Consider the following 24012-nt stretch of genomic DNA (forward strand, 5'->3'; position numbering starts at 1 on the left):
CATTGTGCAGAAAATAAATTTTCGCGCAATGCATCAATAATCAACTATCCTCTTATTAGCATCAACCTGCCAAGATTACTCCGGTTTTCATAACGTTAATCCTCAAGAAACGAGCTTGAGCGGCGATAACCTTTACTATGATCACAGAACTACTTTCACATTTTTTTACCACCGACTACAACCCAACTGAAGTCATAACTTGGTCTTATGATTATTGGTTAGTGGCGCTATCAGTCTTTATAGCAGCGTTTACATCGACTGTATCTCTACATCTAGTTGGCATATCAATTCATAATAACAGCCAGATATATCGAGCAATCGCCATCTTTACCAGCGGCCTTGCGATGGGCTGTGGCATTTGGGCTATGCATTTTATCGGCATGCTGGCCTTTCATGTTCCCACAACAATTTACTACGATCCGACAATCACAGCTTATTCAATTCTTCCGGGCATTGTTGCCTGCTGTGCAGCTTTGTACATAACTACACGCAAGTCGATTTCCACTAATATGCTAATTGCTGGCGGTATCATCGTTGGTTCGGGTATAGGCATCATGCATTACACAGGCATGCAAGCTATACAAATGGGCCCATTAATGCGCTATGACCCCGTTTGGTTTTGCCTATCCGTACTCGTCGCTGTTTTATTAGCCATAGCCGCGTTAATAACTCAATTTAAGTTGCGAAAGTTAATCAAGCACCATTCTTTTAGGGTAGTGGTTAGTGGTTGCATCATGGGAGCCGCTATCTCGTGTATGCACTACTTTGGGATGAACTCAGCTATTTTCATCGTCGATGATAGCCACCTCCTTGATGAAAAAGAACAAGGGACACAAAACTTCATTGGCTTAGCTACCGCAATAGTAACCATTGCCGTCATGATGTTTGTAGCAGCAGCTAACTGGCTGATTCGCTATCGCCAACTGTTAAGTGAAATTGGGGAAAACGAAACCCGCTTGAAAGCCATTTTAGAAACAGCTGTAGATGGCATTATTACCATTAGCGATCACGGCATAGTTCAAGGCTACAACCCAGCTGCCGAACGCATACTGGGCTGGAGTGCAGACGAAGTCATCGGTAATAACATTAAAATGCTAATGCCTGAGCCTGATCAGAGCCGCCATGATGACTACCTTAGTAATTATAAGAAAACACACTATGCCAGTATTATAGGATCGGGTCGGGAACTGTTAGCTCTACACAAAAATGGGACACACGTCCCTATAAGACTGGGGGTTGGAGAAGTAAAACTAAATGACAGCACGACTCTGTATGTCGGGTTTTTAACCGATATATCGCATCGGCATAAAATAGAAAAAGAGCTACGCCAAAATGAAAAACAGCTCAGCTCACTAATGAACAATATGCCAGGCGTTGCTTTTCGTTGCCGGCTCGATAAAGACTGGTCAATGCTGTACATCAATGACGCCGTAGAAGCCCTAACGGGCTGGACAGCTAATGCTTTTTTAAACAGAACAATTCATCTAGGGGACTTGATTCACCCAGAAGACGCACCGATAGCAGAAGCACTGCTAAGCAACCCTGAGAGGAATAAAACCTACACAATTGAATATCGCTTGCAGCACCGCAAAGGCCATACCGTATGGATTTTGGATAGAGGTACCTTCCACATTAGCAACGACGATAACGAGCCCGATTGGATTGATGGCTTATTATTCGATATCAGTGAACGCCGCCAAATGGAAGAAATTTTACGCGAAGCAAAAGTCAAAGCAGAAGCAGCAGCCGAGGCCAAAGCCTCCTTCATGGCAAACATGAGCCATGAAATACGCACCCCGATGAATGCAATCATTGGGTTTAGCGACATCCTCTCCCATACCTCCTTGGATAATGACCAAAGCAAATACCTTAAAAGCATCAGCAACTCAGCTAAATCATTATTACACCTTTTAAATGATATTTTAGACAGCGCCAAACTCGAAAAAGGAAAACTCGATTTAGAGGAAATGGACTTCTCTCTGTATGAGCTCATTGATACTGTTATTTCAACCTTATGGATCCAGGCCAGAACCAAAAACCTATCGCTGAATTTACAAATAGAAAAAGACGTTGGCATATACTACTACGGAGCCCCTGATCGAATACGACAAGTATTAATGAACTTATTAGGGAATGCGCTCAAATTTACGGAAAAGGGAGAAATAAACCTCCATGTTTACCTTGAACACAGCTCTGTACACTTCGATATAATCGATACCGGTATCGGTATTTCTCAAGACCGACTTGATGCTATTTTTGCTCCCTTCACTCAAGCGGATGCCTCCATGAGCCGGCGCTATGGAGGTACTGGGTTAGGCACAACAATTAGTAAACAACTAGTTGAATTAATGGGCGGCCAAATTTACGCCACTAGCACCGAAGGCGAAGGCAGTACGTTTGGGTTTAGTTTACCATTAAAACCAGGCAGGGCTCTCATCCAGAACAGCTCCTACTGCGCTTTCTCCCTTCCACCGCTCAACATATTAGCGGCTGATGATATCGAGCAAAATTTAGAACTCTTAACACTACTTTTATCGCGTCAAGGTCATGAAGTGACTACCGTCTCTGACGGCTTAGAAGCAGTAGCAGCATACAAAAAAGATAACTTTGACCTTATCCTGATGGATGTGCAGATGCCCAATATGGATGGTCTAACAGCAGCACAAACCATCCGACTCTATGAACAGACAAACAATCTTGCAGCCACACCAATTATCGCACTTACGGCAAGTGTTCTTAACGAAGACAAAGTTGCGGCAAACAACGCGGGTATGACCGGTTTTGCAACAAAACCCGTCGACGTGGATTTATTAAATGCCGAAATCGCCAAAGTGATGGGCATAAACCTAGAAATAGCAGAATCAATTGCTACACAAGAGCAAGAGTCCGTTGCCATTAGACATGATAAAGGGCTAGCCCTGTGGGGCGATATTGAATTATATGCCCAAGAATTAGAACGTTTTGCAAAAGATGCTTCGTCACACCAGCAAAAGGCCAAACAGCTCATTGAATCGGGCCTCTTCTCAGCCTTGAAACAACATGCACATGCTCTTAAGGGGGTATCAGGAAATTTAGCGCTACCGCTCATTTCGCAAGCATTCTCGGATTTAGAATCCGCCGCCCGTAAAGAAGACACAACAGCAGCTAGCGCTTGCCTTCTCAAACTCGAAGATGTCTACGCGCAATTTCTCACAGAAGTGCTAATACTGACAAAACAAGCAACGCATCAAGATCAACTAGCCGGTACAAGCACCGACCTTGCTAAACTCCCTAATTACCTGTCGCTGCTTAAACAACATGCACAAAGCGCAGAAATAAATGATGCTTTACTAACTGACTTTATTAAAGACACTCCCGCCGACTTTTTGGCCGATGCCAAAAGAATAAGTAATGCGTTCAGTGACTTTGAATTTGACGAAGCCAAAGATTTACTCGAACAGTTTGAAAAACAACTGCAAGCACACCAAGAGGATAGTTAAGTGGAGTTAATACAAACCTTACCTCCTAGGATATTAGCCGTCGATGATGAGCCAACTAATTTAAAAGTACTCAAAAATGTGCTTCAAGATCACTATCGCCTCTCATTCGCTAAAAACGGTGAAGATGCTTTGTCGCTTATCAAAAAAGAACGCCCAAATTTAATCCTTTTAGATGTGATGATGCCCGGCATGACGGGGTTTGAAGTCTGCAAACGTTTGAAGCAGGACCCTGAGACAGACGACATACCTGTCATCTTTGTTACAGCCTTACAAGGTGAGGTAGATGAAACCACTGGCTTTGAAGTAGGCGGCGTTGATTACATACTCAAACCCATTTCACCATCCATTGTAAAAGCCCGTGTGAAAACACATTTATCCATGGTCAAAGCAGAAAAGCTAAAAAAGACCCATGTTGAATTAATTCAACGCCTCGGACGCGCAGCTGAGTATAAAGATAACGAAACAGGCATGCATGTATTACGTATGAGCCGCTACTCCTACGTTATTGCAAAAGCCGCTGGATTAGCTGACGAAGAGGCCTATGACTTATTACAAGCGGCGCCAATGCATGATATTGGTAAAATTGGTATCCCCGACGATATCCTACTCAAACCTTCAAAGCTAACTGCCGAAGAATACGCTCATATGCAGCGCCATACGCACATTGGTGCCGAAATCCTGGGCGATTCCGAATCCGGCTTAATACAGTTAGCACATACGGTAGCCATGACTCACCACGAAAAATGGGACGGCTCTGGTTACCCAAATGGCTTAAAAGGAGAGAATATCCCCCTAGCTGGGCGTATAGTAGCGATTGCCGATGTATTCGACGCGCTAACAAGCAAACGCCCCTACAAAGAAGCTTGGACAGTCGAAAAAACTCTCAATGTGATCAAAAAAGACAGTGGTACACATTTTGATCCAAACCTTGTAGAGCTGCTCGAAGCAAATCTTGATGAAATCTTGCGTATCAAAGAAGAACTATCTGACGAAAACGTCACTGGAGCGCACTACCAAACATTATGGTAGGCCTGCGCGACACTCTTATTAATAAAAAGTTGGTATTAATAAAAAGCTGGCTTCTATTCACCATTTCTGTAAACAAAAGCCAGCTTGAGCACGTCGATTTATTAGCACCTCCCCCGCACTAATAAACCAAACCAAGCGCCAAGACGGGGAATACGATAAGTAAAATTAACCGAACAATATCCGATAAAACGAACGGGAAGACACCTTTAAATATTTGCGCAATAGGCACGTTGGGCGCAACGCTTTTTATCACAAAGACGTTCATCCCCACTGGCGGTGTTATAAGCCCTAACTCCACAGTAATGACCGCGACAATGCCAAACCATATAGGATCGAACCCAGCATCCAACACCACAGGCATGACTACCGGAACCGTTAGTAACAGCATTGCTATACTGTCCATTACGCAGCCGAGCAGAATAAACAACACCAACACAGCGAACAAAACCGCATAAGGTGTTAGCTGCCATTCCACAACCAACTCGGTTAAATAGAAGGATACTCGCGATACCGATAGAAAATAACCGAAAACCTCTGCTCCCATTATCATAAAGAAGATCATGGCAGATAATGCAAGAGTCTCACCTACCGCCGACATAAAGCCCTTCCAACGCATGCCACGAAATAGCGCAATAAGTAACGTGGCAAATGCACCGATAGCCGCCGCTTCAGTGGGCGTAAATAAGCCTGTGTAGATACCCCCTATGATAATTGCAAACACACCCATAAAAGGAACAAAACCTTTTAAGCCTACGATTTTTTCACGCAGCGTAGTCGGTGTACCAGGCTGTGCTAACGATGGGTAGAAATGCACCAACAATCCAATCGTCACGCAATAGAGCACTAAACCAAGAATACCCGGTATGAGTCCAGCGATGAACATATCACCCACTGATTGCTCCGTAATAAGTGCATACAATAGTAGAGCAATACTGGGGGGGATCATGATGCCTAAAGTACCACCTGCAGCCAAGGTTCCCGTCGCTAAAGAATCGGCATAACCATGCTTACGCATCTCAGGCAGTGCAACTCGTGACATACTGGCGGCCGTTGCTACGGACGAACCCGAAATAGCCGAAAAAGTACCGCACGCGGATACAGCAGCCAACGCCATGCCACCGCGCCAACCGCCAAATAACGAACGGGCGGCATTAAATAACTCACTCGACATATTGGCATGAGAAGCCAATACCCCCATTAATAAAAACATAGGGATGGGACTAAAGCTGTAATTGCTTAACGTTTCAAAAGGACCTGCTTCCAGAATCGCGACGGCCGGCTCAAACGCGACAATACTACCAAAACCAATCACCCCCGTTGCCGCCATGGCTAGCGCGATAGGCGCGCGCAGCGCAATCATAATCAGCATCCCGATTAAACATAACAACCCAATCAAAGGAGCACTCATCTATTAGCCTCCTTTAAAGGGCCGACCCACTGCGCCAAGCCACTCACAACGCCACGTAACGCCAACACCGCTAGAGCAAACGAGGCAACCCAATAAATAGGCGACATAGGCATTAAAAGATCCTGCGTCAGCTCTCCGCTCATCTCTGCTTCTTCACCGGCCAGTGCAAAACGCCAACATAACAATCCGCCAAAAATACCAAAGCACAACGTATAGAAACCATCGGTCCAACGCTGCGTGCGGTCTGACCACCCCTGAGTAAACAAATCCACTACAATCTGCCCTTTATCAACAGCGTACGGAAACGCACAAAGCATCGAAAACAGTAAGGAGTATTTAACTAACTCAATTCCACCTACAAACGTAATATCAACATTTCCATCTGTAGCAGCAAACAGCCCACGGCTAACAACATCAAAGACTACGCTTAACATCATCACCACCAGCAGAAAGCCACTGATCCAATAAAGAACCAGAGCTAAGCCATCTACCGCTTTTATTAGCCATTTCATCATCCGGCCTCATTCATAGCGGTTAAACGTATTTATAAACAAGTTTTAGAAAGTTCCATGGCACGGTCATACACTTTGCGTGCAGGCATGCCCTTATCTTCTAAAGCTCCTAAATAGTTATTGGTGGCTGTTTCAAGAACCGGTTTCCAAGCGGGATTATTCACCCCACCTTCCAATGTGATGATAGAGTGCCCAGCTTTGACTGCCTCCTCACGACCTAGCGTATCGAGATCATCAAAGACAAGCGCTTGTTTTTGAGCCCAATCCATACCGGAATGCGTATCGACTACCGCCTTCAAATCATCAGGCATCGAGTTGTAGATGTCCTTGTTCATCGTCACGACAAAAGACAAGGTATATAACCCAAGTTCGGTGTGATAAGTCGCTAATTCATTTAAGCGAAAACTTTTCATTGCTTCCCACGGCATAGCAACCCCATCAATAACACCCCTTTGTAAAGACGGGTACGTATTAGGCGCTGGCATTCCAACAGGCTGAGCCCCTAAGCCCTCTAGCATTTCTGCAACAACAGTGGTGGGACGGCGAACTTTTAACCCAGCTAAGTCTGCAGGAGTTTCAATCGCCTTGTCTTTGGTATGAATATCACCCGGGCCATGCGTGAATAAAAAAAGTACATGCGTATCGTCGTATTCTTTACTGATGAGCGATTCGTCATACAGTGATTGAATTACACAACTTCCTTGTGCAGCACTACTCGCTACACCAGGTAGTTCGACCACTTGCGTTAATGGAAAGCGATTGGCACTGTATCCTTGTACGGTGGCGGTTATGTCCGCGATACGATTTTTAACAGCATCATAACTTTTTGGAGCCTTTGCTAAGGTCTGCGCAGGGTAGAATTCAACACTAATTCGACCATCCGATGCTTTTTCGAGCGACTCAGCCCACGTTTCAAAGCCTGTATGCACACCTGAGCTAGAAGGCCAAAAATGGGCAAATTTGAGATTATAGTCCGCTGCAAAAACTGATGATGTCAGTGAGCCAACCGTCAACAAGGTCGCGGTTGCGAACATTGAAAACTTATTCATTGAATGATTACCTTCTATTATTGTTTTTGTATTTCTTTAAGTTGCCGCGCACTCTTTAAGGTGAGCTAACAACTGTGCATCCTTCTCATCCACTATAAAAGGCTAACTCCCTTTCACAAAAATGAAATTAGCCCTGCTTTACATATCATTTTTGATATATAAATATACCTTTACCCCCCTTTATAACTTAATATAATCATCAAAATTTTAAAGTCACTTCCTTCGCGAGCAGTTCTACCCCACTAACGCCCACTCAAAGGTCACTCAACCTGCTCATAAGGAAGCCCAACATAATTTTCAGCTATACAGGCTAAGCCTGCATCAGAGTCTGTGTAGTAAGCCAGTTCTGCTTGTTGCATTTTTTGTGCAAATTCGCCATCGTCAAAGCGATGAAGCAAGCCAGTCATCCACCACGAAAAACGTTCAGCTTTCCAAATACGGCGTAAACAAATATCCGAATAGCGCTCTAGCCACTCGGGCTGGTCATCCACATACGCCTTTTTAAGTACGCGGTATAGCGTACTGACATCACTTGCTGCCAAATTTAACCCTTTAGCGCCTGTTGGCGGAACAATATGTGCGGCATCACCCACCAAAAACAAACGCCCAAACTTCATGGGTTCAGCCACAAAGCTACGTAACGGCGCTATACTTTTTTCAATGGATGGACCTGTGATCAACTTATCCGCCACGTCGCTTGGTAAGCGTAATTTCAGCTCATCCCAGAAACGCTCATCCGACCATTCGCTTAAATCATCATCTAAGCCGCACTGAACATAATAACGACTTAATTTCTCACTTCGCTGACTGCATAAGGCGAAACCTCGCTCATGGTTTGCATAAATTAACTCATGTGAGACTGGTGGCGTTTCAGACAGAATGCCGAGCCATCCAAATGGATAAACACGCTCGAAGATATTGATCTCCTCTGGAGATACCGATTGGCGGGATACGCCATGAAAACCATCGCAGCCCGCTATGTAGTCGCACTCCAAATGATGCTCGATACCTTCATGTGTAAAAGTTACGCTAGGGGTACTTCCCTTAAAATCGTGTAATACTGCATCATCAGATTCATAGTACGTAATTAAACCAGCAGCCTCCCGCGCCGCCATCAAATCCCGGGTCACTTCGGTTTGGCCATATACCATAACCGTTTTTCCTGCTGCGTAACGCTTTAAGTCCACACGTTTGCGCTGCCCATTAAATGCCAGCTCAAAGCCATCGTGTACATGACCTTCAGCCATCATCCGATCAGCGGCCCCGGCCTCGTGAAGCAAATCCACTAAGCCTTGTTCCAATACCCCAGCACGAATACGTTCTAATACATAAGCTTTGGATTTACGTTCGATAATGACGTTGTCGATTCCGCATCGATGTAATAGTTGACCGAGCAATAAGCCTGACGGACCGGAACCAATAATCGCAACTTGCGTTCTCATGTTTCACCCCTTTTATTATTAGCTACACAAGCCGTGAACCTCACGCTTGCCGATTCACTAGGCAATATGCCCGTTGAGGTTTTATTTTTACTGGTTGTGCAGAAGAGGCTATCTTGATGGGATTTTTTTCTTAAAAAAATTCACATTTCTTGCAAATAATTGTACTTTTAATGAACCAGCACACTTAAAGCGCACTATAAAAACAAAAAATTACTGCCTAAATGCTGGTAAAAACCCTAAAAAACATAAAAATAACACTAAAAACCACTCTTACTACAAATCGACTTATCTGTAGAAAGATGTGATTTTTTAAAGGGGATAATAATAAAAATGGATACTAAAACTGATTTCTCAAAAATTCCGCACTTCTCACTTTACGGAGAAGAACTTGCCATTGACGATCCTTCTTTCATCCACATCGAAAACATAGCACACCGCAGCCAAGACAATGGCTGGTACATACGGCCTCACCGTCATGGAAAAATGTTTCAGATGATAGTGATCTTAAATGGAAAAACGGACCTTCGCTTAGACGAACAAAAAATAACGATTAACAAGCCTTCCGTCATCACGATACCCACAGGATGTGTACACGGCTTCCGCTTTGCCCCTAATACAGAGGGCATTGTTTTAACGCTTGCTGATAGCGTTTTAAATACCCCGCAATTTGAGCACCTTAACCAAACATTTGGAGTACTTTTATCGCATCCACAAGTACTAAAAATAGACACAGAGAATGGCTTTTTAGAGCAAATCATGTGGCTACTCGAGCAGATCAAATGGGAGTTACAACACCCTAATATGGGACGCGCGCTGATGTGTGAATGGCATGCAATGAGCTTGTTATTAATTGTTCGCCGAATCCATGACATTTTGGGCTCGGAAACTAGAGAAGAAAGCTTGCGCAGCCAACAAATCAGTCATCTAAAACAACTGATTGAGCAAAACTTTCGCAATCAATGGAATGTTCAAGAATATGCCGACGCTATTGGCATCACCACAACCACGCTCAATCGCATCACGTTACAGCACCTCAATAAAACGGTAAAAACTTTATTGCTAGAACGTACAATGCTCGAAGCCAAGCGCCGACTTATCTACACACGAAGTAACCTTGACCAAATAGCTTATGATTTAGGCTTTAAAGACCCCGCCTACTTTTCTCGATTTTTTAAGCGAGAGACAGGGCTAACACCGGGACAAATGCGCAAAGAAATGAGCCATGATGACAGCCCATTACTCACCACCTGAAAAAGTGATATGTCTAACCAGTAACGCGGCAAAGCAAAGCGCAAAAATTGACCTGTAAAATTCACCAATTTTTCCTTTGCCTTTGCCCCATGGTGAAATAAAATGCGCCCTCAATAGTGTATGCTGACATAGACATCAGCGTTAACGTGGGAGATTTAAGACATTGGCACCAACACCCAACGGTAAAATTAAGCTTCAAGGCTTTAATAACCTAACTAAAAGCCTTAGCTTTTGTATTTATGACGTCTGTTATGCAAACACGCCAAAACAGAAAGAAGAGTACATTGAGTACATCGACGAGCGTTACAATGCTGACCGATTGACCGAAATTTTATCGGAAGTATGCGAAATTATTGGTGCAAACATTTTAAATGTAGCCCGCCAAGACTACGAGCCTCAAGGGGCAAGTGTCACCATTCTAGTATCCGAAGAGCCTATTAAAGACTCTGATCGTGTCGACAAAACAGAAAAGCCAGGTCCTTTACCTGATGCGGTAGTTGCCCATCTGGATAAAAGCCATATTTGCGTACATACCTACCCTGAGAGCCACCCCGATGATGGCATCTGTACTTTCCGTGCCGATATAGAGGTATCCACTTGTGGAGTTATTTCTCCGCTTAAAGCGTTGAACTACCTGATCCACAAACTGGAATCAGATATTGTGACGATCGATTATCGAGTACGTGGATTTACGCGCGATGTAGATGGTGTGAAACACTACATAGACCACAAGATAAACTCGATTCAAAATTTCATGGGCCAAGATATTCATGACAGTTACCAGATGGTAGATGTGAACGTTTATCAAGAAAACATCTTCCACACTAAAATGATGTTGGATACTCCCGATCTTGACCAATACTTGTTCGGCACATCTAAGAAAGACCTCACAGAACAAGAAATTGATGAAATTTCAGAGCGTCTATTCAAAGAAATGAACGAGATTTTTTACGGCCGAAACATGCCTGATATGAAAAATTAAGCAGCTTAGCAAAGCGCTTGAACCTGCTTCACAAAAACCAGCTTCATTGCTGGTTTTTTTATGCTTTTAAATCCATCGTATTAAACAGGCACCATCAATAGATAATGTGCAAATGTCACATTAGTGGTATAGTTTGTACCAAATGAACGATAATCACCGAGGTGATCGATGAGTGCCGTTAGCCAAACACAACCTGATCCAAGCTACGTACTGGCCAAAGCCCTGCTAAATGCAGGCGAGCAACTACAGCTATCCCAAGCAGAATTAGCCGCTGTCGTGGGCTTACACAGAACGGGCATTAGCCGCCTAAAAAAATCAATGCAATTGGACCCCAATAGCAAAACAGGCGAGCTGGCGCTATTGCTCATTCGAGTTGCAAGAGCACTCTATGCGTTATCTGGTGGCGACTCTACGTGGACGCAACATTTTATGCGCAACCCCAATACCATGACAGCGGGCATTCCCGCTGAGCAAGTCCAATCCGTACAAGGACTTAGCCGGGTCTTGCAATATGTAGATGCCATTCGAGGTAAGATCTAGTGATTTGGGACGCATGCGAAGGAACGCAACACATACAACCGATACAAGGCACTTTATACCGTTTGGTTGAAAGCCAAGAACAAATAGCCACCCAAAGCTTGGTCGACACACTAGACGAACAAGCGGTGCTAGAACAGCTCCTAGAAGCCACAAAACCAGCCTACCCCCATACTAACCATGAACTTCATTATCTATTAAAAACCCCTTTCCGCTACCCGCCTTTACAATGGGGATCACGATTTGGAAGAGTCTATGAACCCAGTTTATTTTATGGAGGATGCTCAATAACCAGCACGCTCAGCGAATCAGCGTACTACCGATTCGTCTTCATCCACACCATACAAGGTAAGCCACCGGAAAGCCCCCTGCGGACATCACACACACTTTTTAGCGTGAAGTACAGCACAGTACACGGGGTGAAATTACATCAAGACCCTTTCGACCAACACTCTTCATTATTGACACACCCCAGTGACTACCGAGCAACCCAACAACTAGGGAGTGACATGCGAGAGGCCCGCGTTAAAGCTTTTGAATACTTATCAGCAAGATCTTCAGACGCTGCTCATTGTGTCGCACTGTATGACCCCTCTCCTTTTGTATCTAACCAGCCAGACATGCAAGAATCCTGGTTATGCGAAACACGACCAGATTATGTACTCCTTAAAGCGGTAGGCACCATTCCTTTACGCTTTTCATTCAACGATTTCGCGATTAACGGCCAGTTGCCCTTGCCCGCTTAACGCCATGAGGCCTCAAATTCTATTCAAAATCAGGGATATGCGGCTGAACCACTGGCATCTTAGCCTCTGCCCAAGCATCGTACCCTCCCGCTATTGATTGCACATGCACATACCCCATTTGATGCAACGCCACAGCCGAAAGCGCCGCACGACCGCTTGTTTTGCAATACACAACAATATGTACATTACGATCCGCTAAATGAGGCTCGCCGGTCATTTTAAACTCTAGCAGCCCTCTTGGAATATTAATCGCGCCAGCTAAATGGCCAGCGGCATACTCATCCGCTTCTCTTACATCAATTAAAACATCCGCTGTTTCAATCGCTTGGCTAGCATCTTGAATACTAATTTCTTGGATACTTAATTTGGCTTGTGCCACAAGATCATGCGCAGTTTTCATTACCATCCCCTTATTCAATCTTCCTCCAATGGCTATAAAACCAAGGGAGGCTTGCAATTAATAAAATATACATTAGCATATATTAATATGATTTAAGCATATATCAAAAAGAAATATAGGAAGGTATACATATGCAACCGCAAGTAACCTCATTTTTCGATGAGCCGACTAATACTTACAGCTATGTCGTTAAAGATCCGCACAGCTCACATTGCGCTGTTATTGATTCTGTTCTGAATTTTGATTATGCAAGTGGCCACACAACGACAGAGTCTGCTGATGAGATCATTCGCTTTATTGATGAACACAGCCTTACAGTCGATTGGATTTTAGAAACACACGTACACGCTGATCATTTATCCGCCGCTCCTTACTTACATCTTAAGTTAGGCGCTAAAACGGGAATCGGTGCGCACATCAAAACAGTTCAACAAACTTTTGGTCAGGTATTTAATGCAGAGACAACCTTCTCTCGTGATGGGAGTCAATTTGATCAGTTGTTCATGGACGGCGACCACATACAGATTGGACACCTGAAAGGCAAAGCAATTCATACCCCCGGCCACACACCAGCATGTATGACATATGTCTTTGGCAATGCGGGCTTCGTTGGAGACACGCTATTTATGCCAGACTACGGCACAGCACGCTGTGATTTTCCTGGAGGCGATGCAAGCACCTTATATCAGTCAATTCAAAAAGTGTTTGCCCTGCCAGATGAGACACGCTTATTTATGTGTCATGACTACAAAGCCAAAGGGCGTGACCATTTTGCTAATGAAACAACCGTAGCCGACGAGCGGTTGCACAATATCCATGTTGGTAACCAAATATCAGAGCAGGCATTTGTCAAAATGCGCACTGAACGAGATGCCACCTTAGGTATGCCCAAACTTATCATCCCTTCTGTGCAAATCAACATGCGTGCAGGTCATTTACCTCCCGCTGAAGATAACGGGCAAATTTACCTTAAAGTCCCGATCAACCTGTTATAACCGAGGCTCGCGCAGCTTATTTCATCGTAGCGACATTACCAGTGCATCAGCGCTGTACATAATAAAAACGGTCAGGAGATGTTCATGCAAATCAATCAACTAAGTCCTTTCATCAGCGTTAGCCCTCAATTAACTCCCAATGACATTGGAGTTGCGGCATCAAGGGGCTTCAAGTCAATCATATGCAATCGACCCGACCAAGAAAGCCAAGACCAACCCTCGACAACTGACTTAAAAGAAGCGGCAGAACGCTTAGGATTAAACTGGTACTACCAACCTGTTGTTTCAGGAAAAATTACAGACGCCAATATAGCCGACTTCACCGCTATTATGGATAAAGCTCAGGGACCGGTTTTGGCTTTTTGCCGAACAGGAACACGTAGTTCTACACTTTGGGCCTTATCTCAAGCTCCTCGTTTAAGCCCGGAGGCTATTCTTACAACGACTAAAGCAGCAGGCTACGACCTTAGTGCTCAGCATGAACGTCTTAATGCTCTTAACCAATCAGCGACAAAACAATTCCACTCCCCCACAGCCACCCATAAAGCGAATCATGATGTTGTCATCATTGGCGGCGGCGCTGCAGGACAGGCCGTTGCTGCCAGCTTACTGAAACGTAAACCTAGCCTTACCATTGCTATTGTGGAACCGAATAACGAACATTATTACCAACCGGGTTGGACGCTTGTGGGAGGCGGCGTGTTTGAGCGCAGTGAAACATCACGCGCTATGAAAGACATTATGCCCGATTCGGTACATTGGTATCACGCTGCAGCCGCCTCATTTACGCCTGAACACCACAGTATTACCTTAGAAAATGGCGAGTCAATTAGCTATAGAGCTCTGATAGTCGCTCCAGGGCTTATACTCGACTGGGACGCCATTCCCGGCCTAAAAGATAGCCTAGGGAAGTACGGTGTCACATCAAACTACCGAATAGATCTGGCCCCATATACATGGGAACTTGTACAAAGCACACAACAAGGCACAGCTATTTTTACTCAACCACCCATGCCCATTAAATGCGCAGGTGCACCACAAAAAGCCATGTATTTATCGTGCGATCATTGGAAGCGCACAGGCAGACTCGACAACATAAAAGTTGAGTTTTGTACCGCCGGTGCCGCTCTGTTTGGTGTAGCTGATTACGTACCAGCGCTTATGGAATATATTACGGAATATAGCGTTGAGCTGGCCTTCCAAACAACATTAGTTAGCGTAGACGGCCCTACAAAAACCGCACGTTTCTCTGTCATTGATAGCGAGGGTAAATCAACAGAAATTGAGAAGCAATTTGACATGCTACATGTATGCCCTCCTCAGCGGGCCCCTCAATTTGTTGCGCAAAGCCAATTATCAGATGACGCAGGTTGGCTCAACCTAAACTCAGAAACATTACAACATAAGCACTACGGTAATATTTTTGGCCTCGGAGACTGCAGCAATACTCCAAATGCCAAAACAGCGGCTGCTGTCAGAAAACAAGCACCCGTCGTAGCCGAAAACGTGCTGATGGTACTCCAAGGTGAAGTCCCCAGAGCCATTTACGATGGTTACGGATCCTGCCCTCTAACCGTTGAGCGTGGAAAAATTGTACTCGCTGAGTTTGGTTATGGAGGCAAACTACAGCCTACTTTCCCCTCTTGGTTAGTAAAAGGCACCCAGCCAAGCCGGCTATCTTGGTTTCTTAAGGAGAAAATGCTGCCGTGGATTTATTGGAATGGCATGCTTAAAGGTCATGAATGGCTCGCTAAACCAACAATACTGCCTCATAGACCTTCGGATCACGAAGCAGCACAAGCCTGTAACTTTGACCAGAAACAGTAAACACCAGACTCGCCGTAGCTAAGGATATATCTATGCTCAAGCGTTACTTACCTATTTTTGATTGGATAGGTAACTACAATCAGCGCACACTCACTAGCGACTTAATCGCAGCGCTCATTGTCACTATTATGCTAATCCCACAATCATTAGCTTATGCTTTGTTGGCGGGGTTGCCACCGGAGGTGGGTCTTTATGCCAGCATATTACCGTTAGTTGCTTACGCTATTTTTGGTACTAGCCGCACATTGTCAGTAGGCCCAGTGGCTGTTGTCTCATTGATGACGGCTGCAGCTGTCGGCAATTTAGCGTTACAGGGCAGTGATGAGTATATAGCCGCCGCTATTATTTTAGCGTTTATGTCCGGCCTTATCCTGCTCATCATGGGCTTTTTAAAATTAGGCATGCTTGCCAACTTTTTAAGCCACCCTGTTATCTCGGGATTTATTACGGCCTCTGGGTTAATTATTGCCGCCAGCCAACTTAAACATATCTTGGGAATTAAAGCGGACGGTAGCAACCTGTGGGACCTCATCGTTTCGCTTTTTAGTGAACTACCATCCACTAATATTCCCACACTGGTTATTGGGAGCTTTGCAACAGGCTTTCTATTTTGGTCAAGGAAATACCTAAAAAGCTATTTACTTAATAAAGGTATTGGCCATGCGCTAGCTGAAATACTGGCTAAAGCCGGTCCTGTGTTAGCCATTGCACTCACCACATTAGCTGCATGGGGGCTAGATTTACAACAACATGGTGTCCAGCTTGTTGGCGCTATACCCTCAGGCCTTCCTAGCCTTACTTTACCTCAATTTGAGTACAATATTTGGCAAGAGCTTTTAGTGTCAGCCGTCTTAATCAGCATTGTCGGCTTTGTAGAATCCGTGTCAGTGGCACAAACATTAGCGGCAAAACGGCGTCAACGAATCAGCCCTAATCAAGAGCTGATTGGCCTTGGAGCCTCAAACATCGCAGCTTCCATCTCTGGCGGTTTCCCTGTCACAGGCGGCTTCTCGCGTTCTGTGGTTAACTTCGATGCAGGAGCGGAAACACCTGCAGCCGGTGCGTTTACAGCAATAGGTATCGCATTGGCAGCATTAACTCTCACCCCTTTGTTGTTCTTTTTGCCTAAGGCAACACTGGCTGCAACCATTATTGTGGCTGTTTTATCATTAGTGGATATGGGGGCATTAAAACGGACATGGGATTTTTCACGCAGTGATTTTTTTGCCATGCTCGCTACTATTTTACTGACCCTGGCTGAAGGCGTAGAACTAGGCATTATCGCTGGAGTAGGCTTATCGATTTTGTTGCATTTATACCGCACTAGTAAACCGCACAGCGCAATTGTTGGTCGTGTTCCAGGAACAGAACATTTTCGCAACATCGATCGCCATCATGTAGAGACCGACAACCACATACTGACCCTAAGAGTTGATGAAAGCCTCTACTTTGCCAATGCACGTTATCTTGAAGACCGCGTATATGACTTGGTCATGTCCAATCCTAATATTGAGCACCTGATACTCATGTGCCCAGCGGTTAACTTCATTGACGCATCCGCTTTAGAAAGCCTAGAAGCCATTAATCATCGCTTAAACGATAGTGGTGTCACACTGAATTTATCAGAAGTGAAAGGCCCTATTATGGACCGCTTACGTCGCACGCATTTTGTTGACGAACTCACAGGTCACATTTTTCTAAGCCAATATGAAGCATGGAATACACTTCGCAGTGAGCGGGTAGCGCGTTCAGTGGGTGATTTGTAAACCACCTATGATTAAAGCCAAATATCGCCGATCGGTGTTTCAGGAGACAAGTGATAAGCAACCTCTGCTTGAAATAGTTCTGCAGTGGCTAAAGCATCAGTAAGCGCATGATGCGAAGGGTAATTAGGCAAGCCGTATCGCATACGGCTATCCCCTAAGCGAATAGACTCTGGTTTTATACCAAGCTTTTGTTTGATTCGTGCCCACATAGAAGAGCGGCATAATGAGGCTTCTATAGCCATCGTATCAACAACAGGAAAAACAACGCCTTCATTAATACGCTGCTCCAATGCTCGATATAGAAATGGCCTTTCTATGGAGCGATAATGAACCACAAGCACACGCCCCGCCATTACCTTTAACAATGGCTCAATCACATTTTCAAAGTCTTCCGCTTCATCCAAATCCCGATGGGTAATACCATGGAACACAACAGAATCTGCATTTAATGGCGCGATAGGCTTCACCAACCAATGTTTGCTCTGGCTATAGTGAATACGCTCTAACGTAAACGGCACAACGCCTATGCTCACAATTTCATCTCGGCTCGCGTCAAGTCCCGTGGTCTCAAAATCCATCGCTAAAAAAGGCACTCGGCTTAAAGGCGTATCAGCAGCTGGCACACTACTTTGATAATACGCTTTTAGAAAAGCGCTGCTGGCCTGCTTTGCGCCTCGCTCAAAATTCAAAAGCCAATCGACGCTGCCATCAGACAATGGGGTTTTTATCGGTGTACTATTGGACATTAAAATCGCCGATTAGGTGGGTATTTTATAACGATGAATTTTTGTGCGTTAGCAACTATCTGAAAAGCATCCTTCAGGTTTCTTCGCTCAAAAGGGCTTATTTGTTCGGGTTCGATATTGTTATCAGGCACCCGATCCGCCTCTAAATCTAGCGCCTGATGCCGTATCCGCACCATCGAAATAAACTCCAATGCATCACGTAAATCGGGCCCACGCCCTGGCGGTAAAATATTGGCCGCGATAATATCGTCCAGACGCTCAAACGAGTTTTGTGCTGTTGACCCCACCGCTAGCGCATAGACACGAATAAGATCTGACAAGGGTGCCGTGCCTCGTCGTTTTAAATTTATCGTATTCCTATGCTCACCATCTTTCTCAACCACAAAATCCTTAAAAAAGCCTAATGGTGGTTTACGATTAATCGCATTGCGCGTTAGACAGGCTAAAAAGTGCGGACTGGCTTGGGCCTTTTTAGCAATCAAAGCGGTAAGCTCATCAGCCCACTCTGTTTGCCCCCAAACGCCGTCTAGATCAAAAAATATCGAGCTATTCAATAACGACTCAGGTGTCGGCTGCTCAATCCATTCAGTGAAATACCCCTTCCAAACCGACAAAGGCTGCCGCCAACGGGTATTGGTTGCCATAATATTGCCAGTGCAATAACTGTAGCCACATTCGGCCAAACCATCACAAACAAAACGCGCCAGTTTTAAAAAATATTCGCCATGCAGCTCAGCATTATAAGAATCATCCAAAATGAGCGCATTATCTTGATCTGTTAGGACTAATTGCTCATCTCGTGCCATTGAGCCTAACGCCAAAAAACAATACGGGATGGGAGGCTCACCTAGTTGCTCTTGAGCCAAGGCTAACAATCGCTGTTTTATGCTACGTCCAATAACCGACATAGCACTACCTATCATATGTGAATTAGCATCTTCATTTACCATGCGTGTAAAACTTGCATGGATATCCGGAATCAATGCGCTAATTTCTTCTACGCTTTGCGCATCAAAAATACTACTAACCACAAACAAGCTATTATGGGATTCATAACGAATAATATCCGATATCCCAATGACTCCGACAGGCTTCCCAAGGTGTAGTACAGGCAAATGGTGCACGTTATGAGTCAGCATGGTTAACATGGCTTCAAAAACAAAATGGCTGGAATCAATCGTAATAGGGGCAGGTGTCATGATATGGCGCACTAAAGTCGTGTAATCTAACCCTTGAGCAATCACCCGAGTCCGTAAGTCCCTGTCGGTCATAATCCCAATCATTGATACCGAATCCTGCGCGTCTGCCACCAATAGACAAGAAATATCTTCTTCGCTCATTAAGCAGGCTGCTTCTTTAACCGTGGCCGATTCACTAATCAGTATCGGTTCACGAGTAATGAGCTTATTGACCGGTGATGTCATCAGCTCATTAGCATCTTGGCGTCGGGTTACAGTGTGGCTAAGTCGCTTATTATTCTCTAATTCGACAAAATCAGAGAAACGCTCATGTCGATCAAATAACTCAATAAAAAGTGCATAAGGAATGAAATAGATTAACGTGTCATCCAGCGCTTTAGCCGGAAACCTTACCGGGCTTTTAGTCAGTACGCTTTGTTGCCCAAACATACCGCCTTCACCTAAACGGTTAAATAACTCACCGTTACGTAAGTAGATCTCCACCGCACCACTTCGGACTATGTGGAGGTCACTATTCGTTTGGCCAACCTCTAAAATCGTTGCCCCAGCTCTAAAATAAGATACATCTATTTCAGTGGCTACCTTGGACAACTCCTCTTCCGGTAACCAACGAAAAGGAACATGATCTTTCAAAAAAGTCAGTATTTCGAGCTGTTCGACTTCCATAATCTATATTCCATGAGAAAGTTGAGTATAAAAAGACGGCAATTGTTAAAACAATAAAAAAGCCGATAGCTCATTATAAGCTATCGGCTCTAGAGGTCGGTGATCTATTAACGAAACTTAAGCGCGCGGCTCCGACGCTAACCCTTTAAGAACCGATGCACAAGCAACTAACAGAACAATCGTGAATGGCAATCCTGTTGACACAGCCATCGCCTGTAAAGCAACCAAACCACCACCGAGTATTAAAGCGATGGCAACTAGGCCTTCAAAAGTACACCAGAAGACACGTTGAGGTTTTGGCGAATCTACTTTACCACCAGCCGCAATCGCATCAATAACCAACGAGCCTGAATCAGATGAAGTGACAAAGAAGACGATAACCAAGATTATCGCAATAAACGATGTAATCTGAGACAACGGTAACGCATCCAGCATAGTGAACAATTGAATCGGCAAGCTCGCGTCTTGTACCGCGGTATAGCCATCATTAACCACTTGGCTAATGGCTGTTCCGCCAAAGGCTGTCATCCATAAAACACATGCGGTCGACGGGATAAGCAGCACCGACACCATGAACTCCCGAACAGTACGACCACGAGAAACACGCGCGATAAACATACCAACAAAAGGTGACCAAGAAATCCACCACGCCCAATAAAACGCTGTCCAACCTTGTGAGAAGTTGGCATCTTCACGCCCAAACGGCATCGCTAAACCAGGTAAGTTCTGGACATAAGCAGCAAGGTTAGCCACGAAGCCCGTCAAGATAGCGACAGTAGGCCCTACAATAATGACAAACAGCAGAAGCAACGCAGCCAGAGTCATATTAATTTCGGAAAGGCGCTTAACCCCTGCATCTAACCCAGCTAACACTGAGACTAGGGCTATTGCCGTAATGCCAATTACTAGCAAGACCTGCGTAGTTGTACCGGTTGGCACTCCAAACAAATAATTGAGCCCAGCTCCTGCTTGTGATGCCCCTAAACCTAGCGAGGTCGCCAAACCAAACAAGGTCGCAAACACTGCTAAGATATCGATGATATGACCAGGCCAGCCCCAAACACGCTCACCTAAGATAGGATAAAAAACCGAACGCATCGTTAGCGGAAGGCCTTTATTAAACGAAAAGATAGCTAATCCCAGCGCCAAAACAGCGTAAATTGCCCACGGGTGTAAACCCCAGTGAAAAATAGTTGCCGCCATACCCAGACGCTCAGCAGCGGCAGCATCACCCGCCGCCGCCCCTAAAGGTGCCCAGTCAGTTCGCACACCATCAACGACGGTTGTACCGCCCAATGAACTGCCAAAATGCGACAACGGCTCTGATACCCCATAGAACATCAAGCCAATGCCCATTCCTGCTGCAAACAGCATAGAAAACCACCCGAGATAACCATAATCTGGTTTAGCCTCAGTCCCACCAATACGTACTTTGCCCATAGGCGATACGATAAGGAATAAGCAGACCAGAACAAAAATGTTACCGGATAATAAGAAGAACCAATCTAAATTCGTGGTTATCCAACTGCGCATGTCTCCAAATACTGGAGCGACACTATTTTGAAAAGCTAGGGTCAAAATAACAAATGCAACAATTGCTAACCCTGAAATCAAAAATACGCGGTTGTGAATATCAAGGCCGAACGGCCCTATGTTAAGTGCGACATTGTCCTGACCTACTTGGTAATCGGTATCAATCGGATTAACCAAGCCGTCGGGAGTCATAATATCGCTCTGACTATCGATAGGATCTAATTTCGAATCAGGCATTAAAAAGAAAATCTCCAGAGTATTTGACAACAAGTACTCACATTTGAAACTCCTAGCCACCACTCACGGCCAAGTAACAAGTTTCAAATATCAGCAAATTCCTTTGTACTCTAACAATTATCTGACCTAAAGATCAAATTCCTCACACAATAACAGCCCCTTGCACAGATAGCTTGATCAGGTTTTAATGCAGCTTAGTTACTTGATTTGGAACGGCAAATGGACGTGATATCCGAAAAAATTCGTGATAATTATGAACAACTCACACCGCAAGAAAAAAAGCTGGCTGATTTTTTATTATCCCACCCCGATAACTTGCCGCTATTTAACAGTACCGACCTGGCAAGCACGTGTGAAATTTCGAAAGCTACCATTAGTCGTTTATTTAAGCGTTTAGGCTACAGTTCGTTTAAAGAAGCTCGTCACGTAGCTCAAAAAGAGAGACACCAGGGCACACCATTTTTTAACTCTCAATCATCGGGAGCATTGCACAACCAACACTTTGAGCAAGAAATCAAAAATTTACAGTATCTACAAAACACACTCACTAATGAAACGGTCGATAGAGCAGCAGAGCACATTGGCAATGCGAAAAACGTAGTCGTCATTGGTTTTCGCAACAGCTACCCCATCGCAGTTCATTGTCGTCAGCAACTGGTGCAAATTCGCTCAAATGTAAGCTTAGCGCCTGTCAGCGGCCAAACAGTTGGGGAGGAGCTAGCTAATTTATCCCCCGATGATTTAGTCATTCTGATTGGTTTCAGACGCCGGCCTACACTCATACAACCTCTGATAGCACAACTCAAAACGCTATCAATACCCACCCTCTTGATCTCAGACTTTTCTTTGCGACAACAAGCGAAGCAAGTTGATGTTTGGATAGAGTGCCCCCTAGAAAGCGCCTCTTCCTTTAACAGCTACAGTGCCGCTATGAGCTTAATAGCGTTACTCGCTAACAAAACTCTGGATTTTTGTGCTGACGACGCTCAATTGCACATAGATAAAGTTACCGCCTTCTATAAAGCCCTAGAAGAAGTCGATTTTTCATAACATACTTTTTAGGGGCCTCGCTATCAGGCCATATGCTGATCGCACCAAAACAGTGCCAACTCACAATACACTTCCGAAATATCCCTGAGTTGATGCAGTTTTTTTCCTTCATTCATTTATTCCCACATTCTTCTCATATCCTCATACATACTAAAAAACGTAGATCCTTGTTTTATATGTATAAAAAATATTTTTCTAAACTATCACTACTTACCAAATAAAGTTGGCCCTTTAGTTGCAAAAGACAAATAAAAAGTAACAAAAGTAACAAACAGCTCATCCAACCGCCGTGAATTTTTAGAATATTTGGAATTAGAGGGAATACCATATGAAACGCTTCACAAAGTCTGCATTAAAAGTTGTAGGCGTGGCCTGCCTAACGTTAGCTAGCACTCTCACTGTTGCCAGCCAATTAGAAACCGTACAAGAACGTGGAACTCTCAAAGTAGCCGTCCCACAAGATTTCCCGCCTTTTGGTTCAGTAGGTCCTGATTTACAACCCGTTGGATACGACATTGATACAGCCAAATACCTAGCCAACGAAATGGATCTGAAACTTGAGCTTGTGCCCGTAACCAGTGCAAACCGTATTCCCTACTTACAAACCCGCAAAGTAGACCTAGTGATTTCCAGCATGGGCAAAAATCCAGAACGAGAAAAAGCAATCGATTTCTCAATGGCTTATGCACCCTTCTTCCTGGGTGTGTTTGGTACTGAATCAGCTACGGTAAGTTCACCAGCCGACCTCTCCGGCAAGGTGGTTGGCGTAACGCGAGGCTCAGTTGAAGACTTAGAACTCAGTAAACTAGCACCCGAAGATGCAACTATTCGACGCTTCGAAGATAACAACACCACTATTTCTGCCTACCTTTCTGGACAAGTCGATTTAATTGCCACTGGTAACTTAGTAGTTGCCAAGATTGCAGAAAATGCTGGCGATCGTAAACCCGTTAGCAAGTTCATGATTAAAGACTCACCTTGTTACATAGGTGTCCACAAAGGCGATGATGCCCTTCTAGCAAAAGTAAACAGCCTTATATCTAAAGGTTTAAGTGACGGTTCTTTAGACAAGCTATCCATGACGTGGTTAAAAGCTGAACTACCTGCTGAATTGAAAGCACAGTAAGTCCATTGTCACCCAAAACACAGCAGGAAGAC

The 24012-nt window shown here is 44.6% G+C and carries 19 protein-coding genes; 11 read left to right on the forward strand and 8 right to left on the reverse strand.

What is annotated here, in order from left to right:
- Positions 1-137 precede the first annotated feature (137 nt).
- Together OW491_RS03610 and OW491_RS03615 are read left to right on the forward strand one after the other, a co-directional pair.
- Positions 138-3479 carry an MHYT domain-containing protein gene (locus tag OW491_RS03610; RefSeq protein WP_290034697.1) on the forward strand — a complete coding sequence of 1114 codons (3342 nt, stop codon included), beginning with the start codon at positions 138-140 and terminating at the stop codon, positions 3477-3479.
- Positions 3480-4508 (forward strand): two-component system response regulator, encoded by a 1029-nt coding sequence (locus OW491_RS03615; protein WP_290034698.1) that lies wholly within the window; start codon positions 3480-3482, stop codon positions 4506-4508.
- A gap of 118 nt (positions 4509-4626) precedes the next feature.
- Here the strand turns inward: OW491_RS03615 and OW491_RS03620 are convergent, their stop codons facing one another.
- The 4 genes from OW491_RS03620 to pobA all read right to left on the reverse strand — a co-directional run bounded on the left by OW491_RS03620 (position 4627) and on the right by pobA (position 8919).
- Positions 4627-5916 carry a TRAP transporter large permease gene (locus OW491_RS03620; protein ID WP_290034700.1) on the reverse strand — a complete coding sequence of 430 codons (1290 nt, stop codon included), beginning with the start codon at positions 5914-5916 and terminating at the stop codon, positions 4627-4629.
- Positions 5913-6431, reverse strand: a complete 519-nt coding sequence (locus tag OW491_RS03625) for a TRAP transporter small permease (protein WP_083609926.1) — start codon at positions 6429-6431, stop codon at positions 5913-5915. The genes OW491_RS03620 and OW491_RS03625 overlap by 4 nt, the downstream gene beginning before the upstream one ends.
- A gap of 29 nt (positions 6432-6460) precedes the next feature.
- Positions 6461-7477 (reverse strand): TRAP transporter substrate-binding protein, encoded by a 1017-nt coding sequence (locus OW491_RS03630; protein WP_290034701.1) that lies wholly within the window; start codon positions 7475-7477, stop codon positions 6461-6463.
- Positions 7478-7737: 260 nt separating this feature from the next.
- Positions 7738-8919: a 4-hydroxybenzoate 3-monooxygenase gene (gene pobA, locus OW491_RS03635; RefSeq protein ID WP_215152166.1), complete on the reverse strand. Its 1182-nt coding sequence runs from the start codon at positions 8917-8919 to the stop codon at positions 7738-7740.
- Between the two features lie 330 nt (positions 8920-9249).
- On the opposite strand from pobA, the gene OW491_RS03640 reads away from it, so the two are divergent.
- The 4 genes from OW491_RS03640 to OW491_RS03655 all read left to right on the forward strand — a co-directional run bounded on the left by OW491_RS03640 (position 9250) and on the right by OW491_RS03655 (position 12435).
- Positions 9250-10170, forward strand: a complete 921-nt coding sequence (locus tag OW491_RS03640; protein WP_075180264.1) for a helix-turn-helix domain-containing protein — start codon at positions 9250-9252, stop codon at positions 10168-10170.
- Positions 10171-10333: 163 nt separating this feature from the next.
- A complete protein-coding gene (gene speD, locus OW491_RS03645; protein ID WP_075171694.1) occupies positions 10334-11152 on the forward strand; it encodes an adenosylmethionine decarboxylase in 819 nt (272 codons plus the stop codon).
- Between the two features lie 168 nt (positions 11153-11320).
- Positions 11321-11692 carry an MbcA/ParS/Xre antitoxin family protein gene (locus OW491_RS03650; RefSeq protein WP_075171693.1) on the forward strand — a complete coding sequence of 124 codons (372 nt, stop codon included), beginning with the start codon at positions 11321-11323 and terminating at the stop codon, positions 11690-11692.
- The gene (locus OW491_RS03655; protein ID WP_290034703.1) at positions 11692-12435 is read left to right on the forward strand and encodes an RES family NAD+ phosphorylase; all 744 of its coding nucleotides are present in this window, start codon (positions 11692-11694) and stop codon (positions 12433-12435) included. Before OW491_RS03650 ends, OW491_RS03655 begins: the two co-directional genes overlap by 1 nt.
- A 19-nt stretch (positions 12436-12454) precedes the next feature.
- Here OW491_RS03655 and OW491_RS03660 read toward each other — a convergent pair whose 3' ends face one another.
- Complete coding sequence (locus OW491_RS03660; RefSeq protein WP_290034704.1) at positions 12455-12835, reverse strand: rhodanese-like domain-containing protein; 381 nt, start codon at positions 12833-12835, stop codon at positions 12455-12457.
- A gap of 131 nt (positions 12836-12966) precedes the next feature.
- Here OW491_RS03660 and OW491_RS03665 point away from each other — a divergent pair, with 131 nt between their 5' ends.
- The 3 genes from OW491_RS03665 (at position 12967) to sulP (ending at position 17423) form a co-directional block, all read left to right on the forward strand.
- Positions 12967-13830, forward strand: coding sequence for an MBL fold metallo-hydrolase (locus OW491_RS03665; protein ID WP_290034705.1), 864 nt, complete (start codon positions 12967-12969; stop codon positions 13828-13830).
- 84 nt (positions 13831-13914) lie between these two features.
- Complete coding sequence (locus tag OW491_RS03670; protein ID WP_290034706.1) at positions 13915-15657, forward strand: bifunctional protein tyrosine phosphatase family protein/NAD(P)/FAD-dependent oxidoreductase; 1743 nt, start codon at positions 13915-13917, stop codon at positions 15655-15657.
- Between the two features lie 32 nt (positions 15658-15689).
- Positions 15690-17423, forward strand: coding sequence for a sulfate permease (gene sulP, locus OW491_RS03675; protein WP_290034708.1), 1734 nt, complete (start codon positions 15690-15692; stop codon positions 17421-17423).
- 11 nt (positions 17424-17434) lie between these two features.
- Here sulP and OW491_RS03680 read toward each other — a convergent pair whose 3' ends face one another.
- The 3 genes from OW491_RS03680 to OW491_RS03690 form a co-directional block, all read right to left on the reverse strand.
- Positions 17435-18169, reverse strand: a complete 735-nt coding sequence (locus OW491_RS03680) for a 3'-5' exonuclease (protein WP_290034709.1) — start codon at positions 18167-18169, stop codon at positions 17435-17437.
- A complete protein-coding gene (locus tag OW491_RS03685; RefSeq protein ID WP_290034710.1) occupies positions 18169-20034 on the reverse strand; it encodes a DUF294 nucleotidyltransferase-like domain-containing protein in 1866 nt (621 codons plus the stop codon). The genes OW491_RS03680 and OW491_RS03685 overlap by 1 nt, the downstream gene beginning before the upstream one ends.
- 117 nt (positions 20035-20151) lie before the next feature.
- Entirely contained in the window at positions 20152-21804 is a 1653-nt protein-coding gene (locus OW491_RS03690) for a BCCT family transporter (protein WP_290034712.1), read from the reverse strand.
- A 219-nt stretch (positions 21805-22023) separates the two neighbouring features.
- Between OW491_RS03690 and OW491_RS03695 the strand changes: the two genes are divergently transcribed.
- Both OW491_RS03695 and OW491_RS03700 read left to right on the forward strand, forming a co-directional pair.
- Positions 22024-22854 carry a MurR/RpiR family transcriptional regulator gene (locus tag OW491_RS03695; protein ID WP_290034713.1) on the forward strand — a complete coding sequence of 277 codons (831 nt, stop codon included), beginning with the start codon at positions 22024-22026 and terminating at the stop codon, positions 22852-22854.
- Between the two features lie 328 nt (positions 22855-23182).
- The gene (locus tag OW491_RS03700) at positions 23183-23980 is read left to right on the forward strand and encodes a transporter substrate-binding domain-containing protein (protein WP_075171683.1); all 798 of its coding nucleotides are present in this window, start codon (positions 23183-23185) and stop codon (positions 23978-23980) included.
- Positions 23981-24012: the final 32 nt, after the last annotated feature.

Origin of the sequence: Neptunomonas sp. CHC150 (genome assembly GCF_030397555.1) — a bacterium.
Classification (GTDB): domain Bacteria; phylum Pseudomonadota; class Gammaproteobacteria; order Pseudomonadales; family Balneatricaceae; genus Neptunomonas; species Neptunomonas phycophila.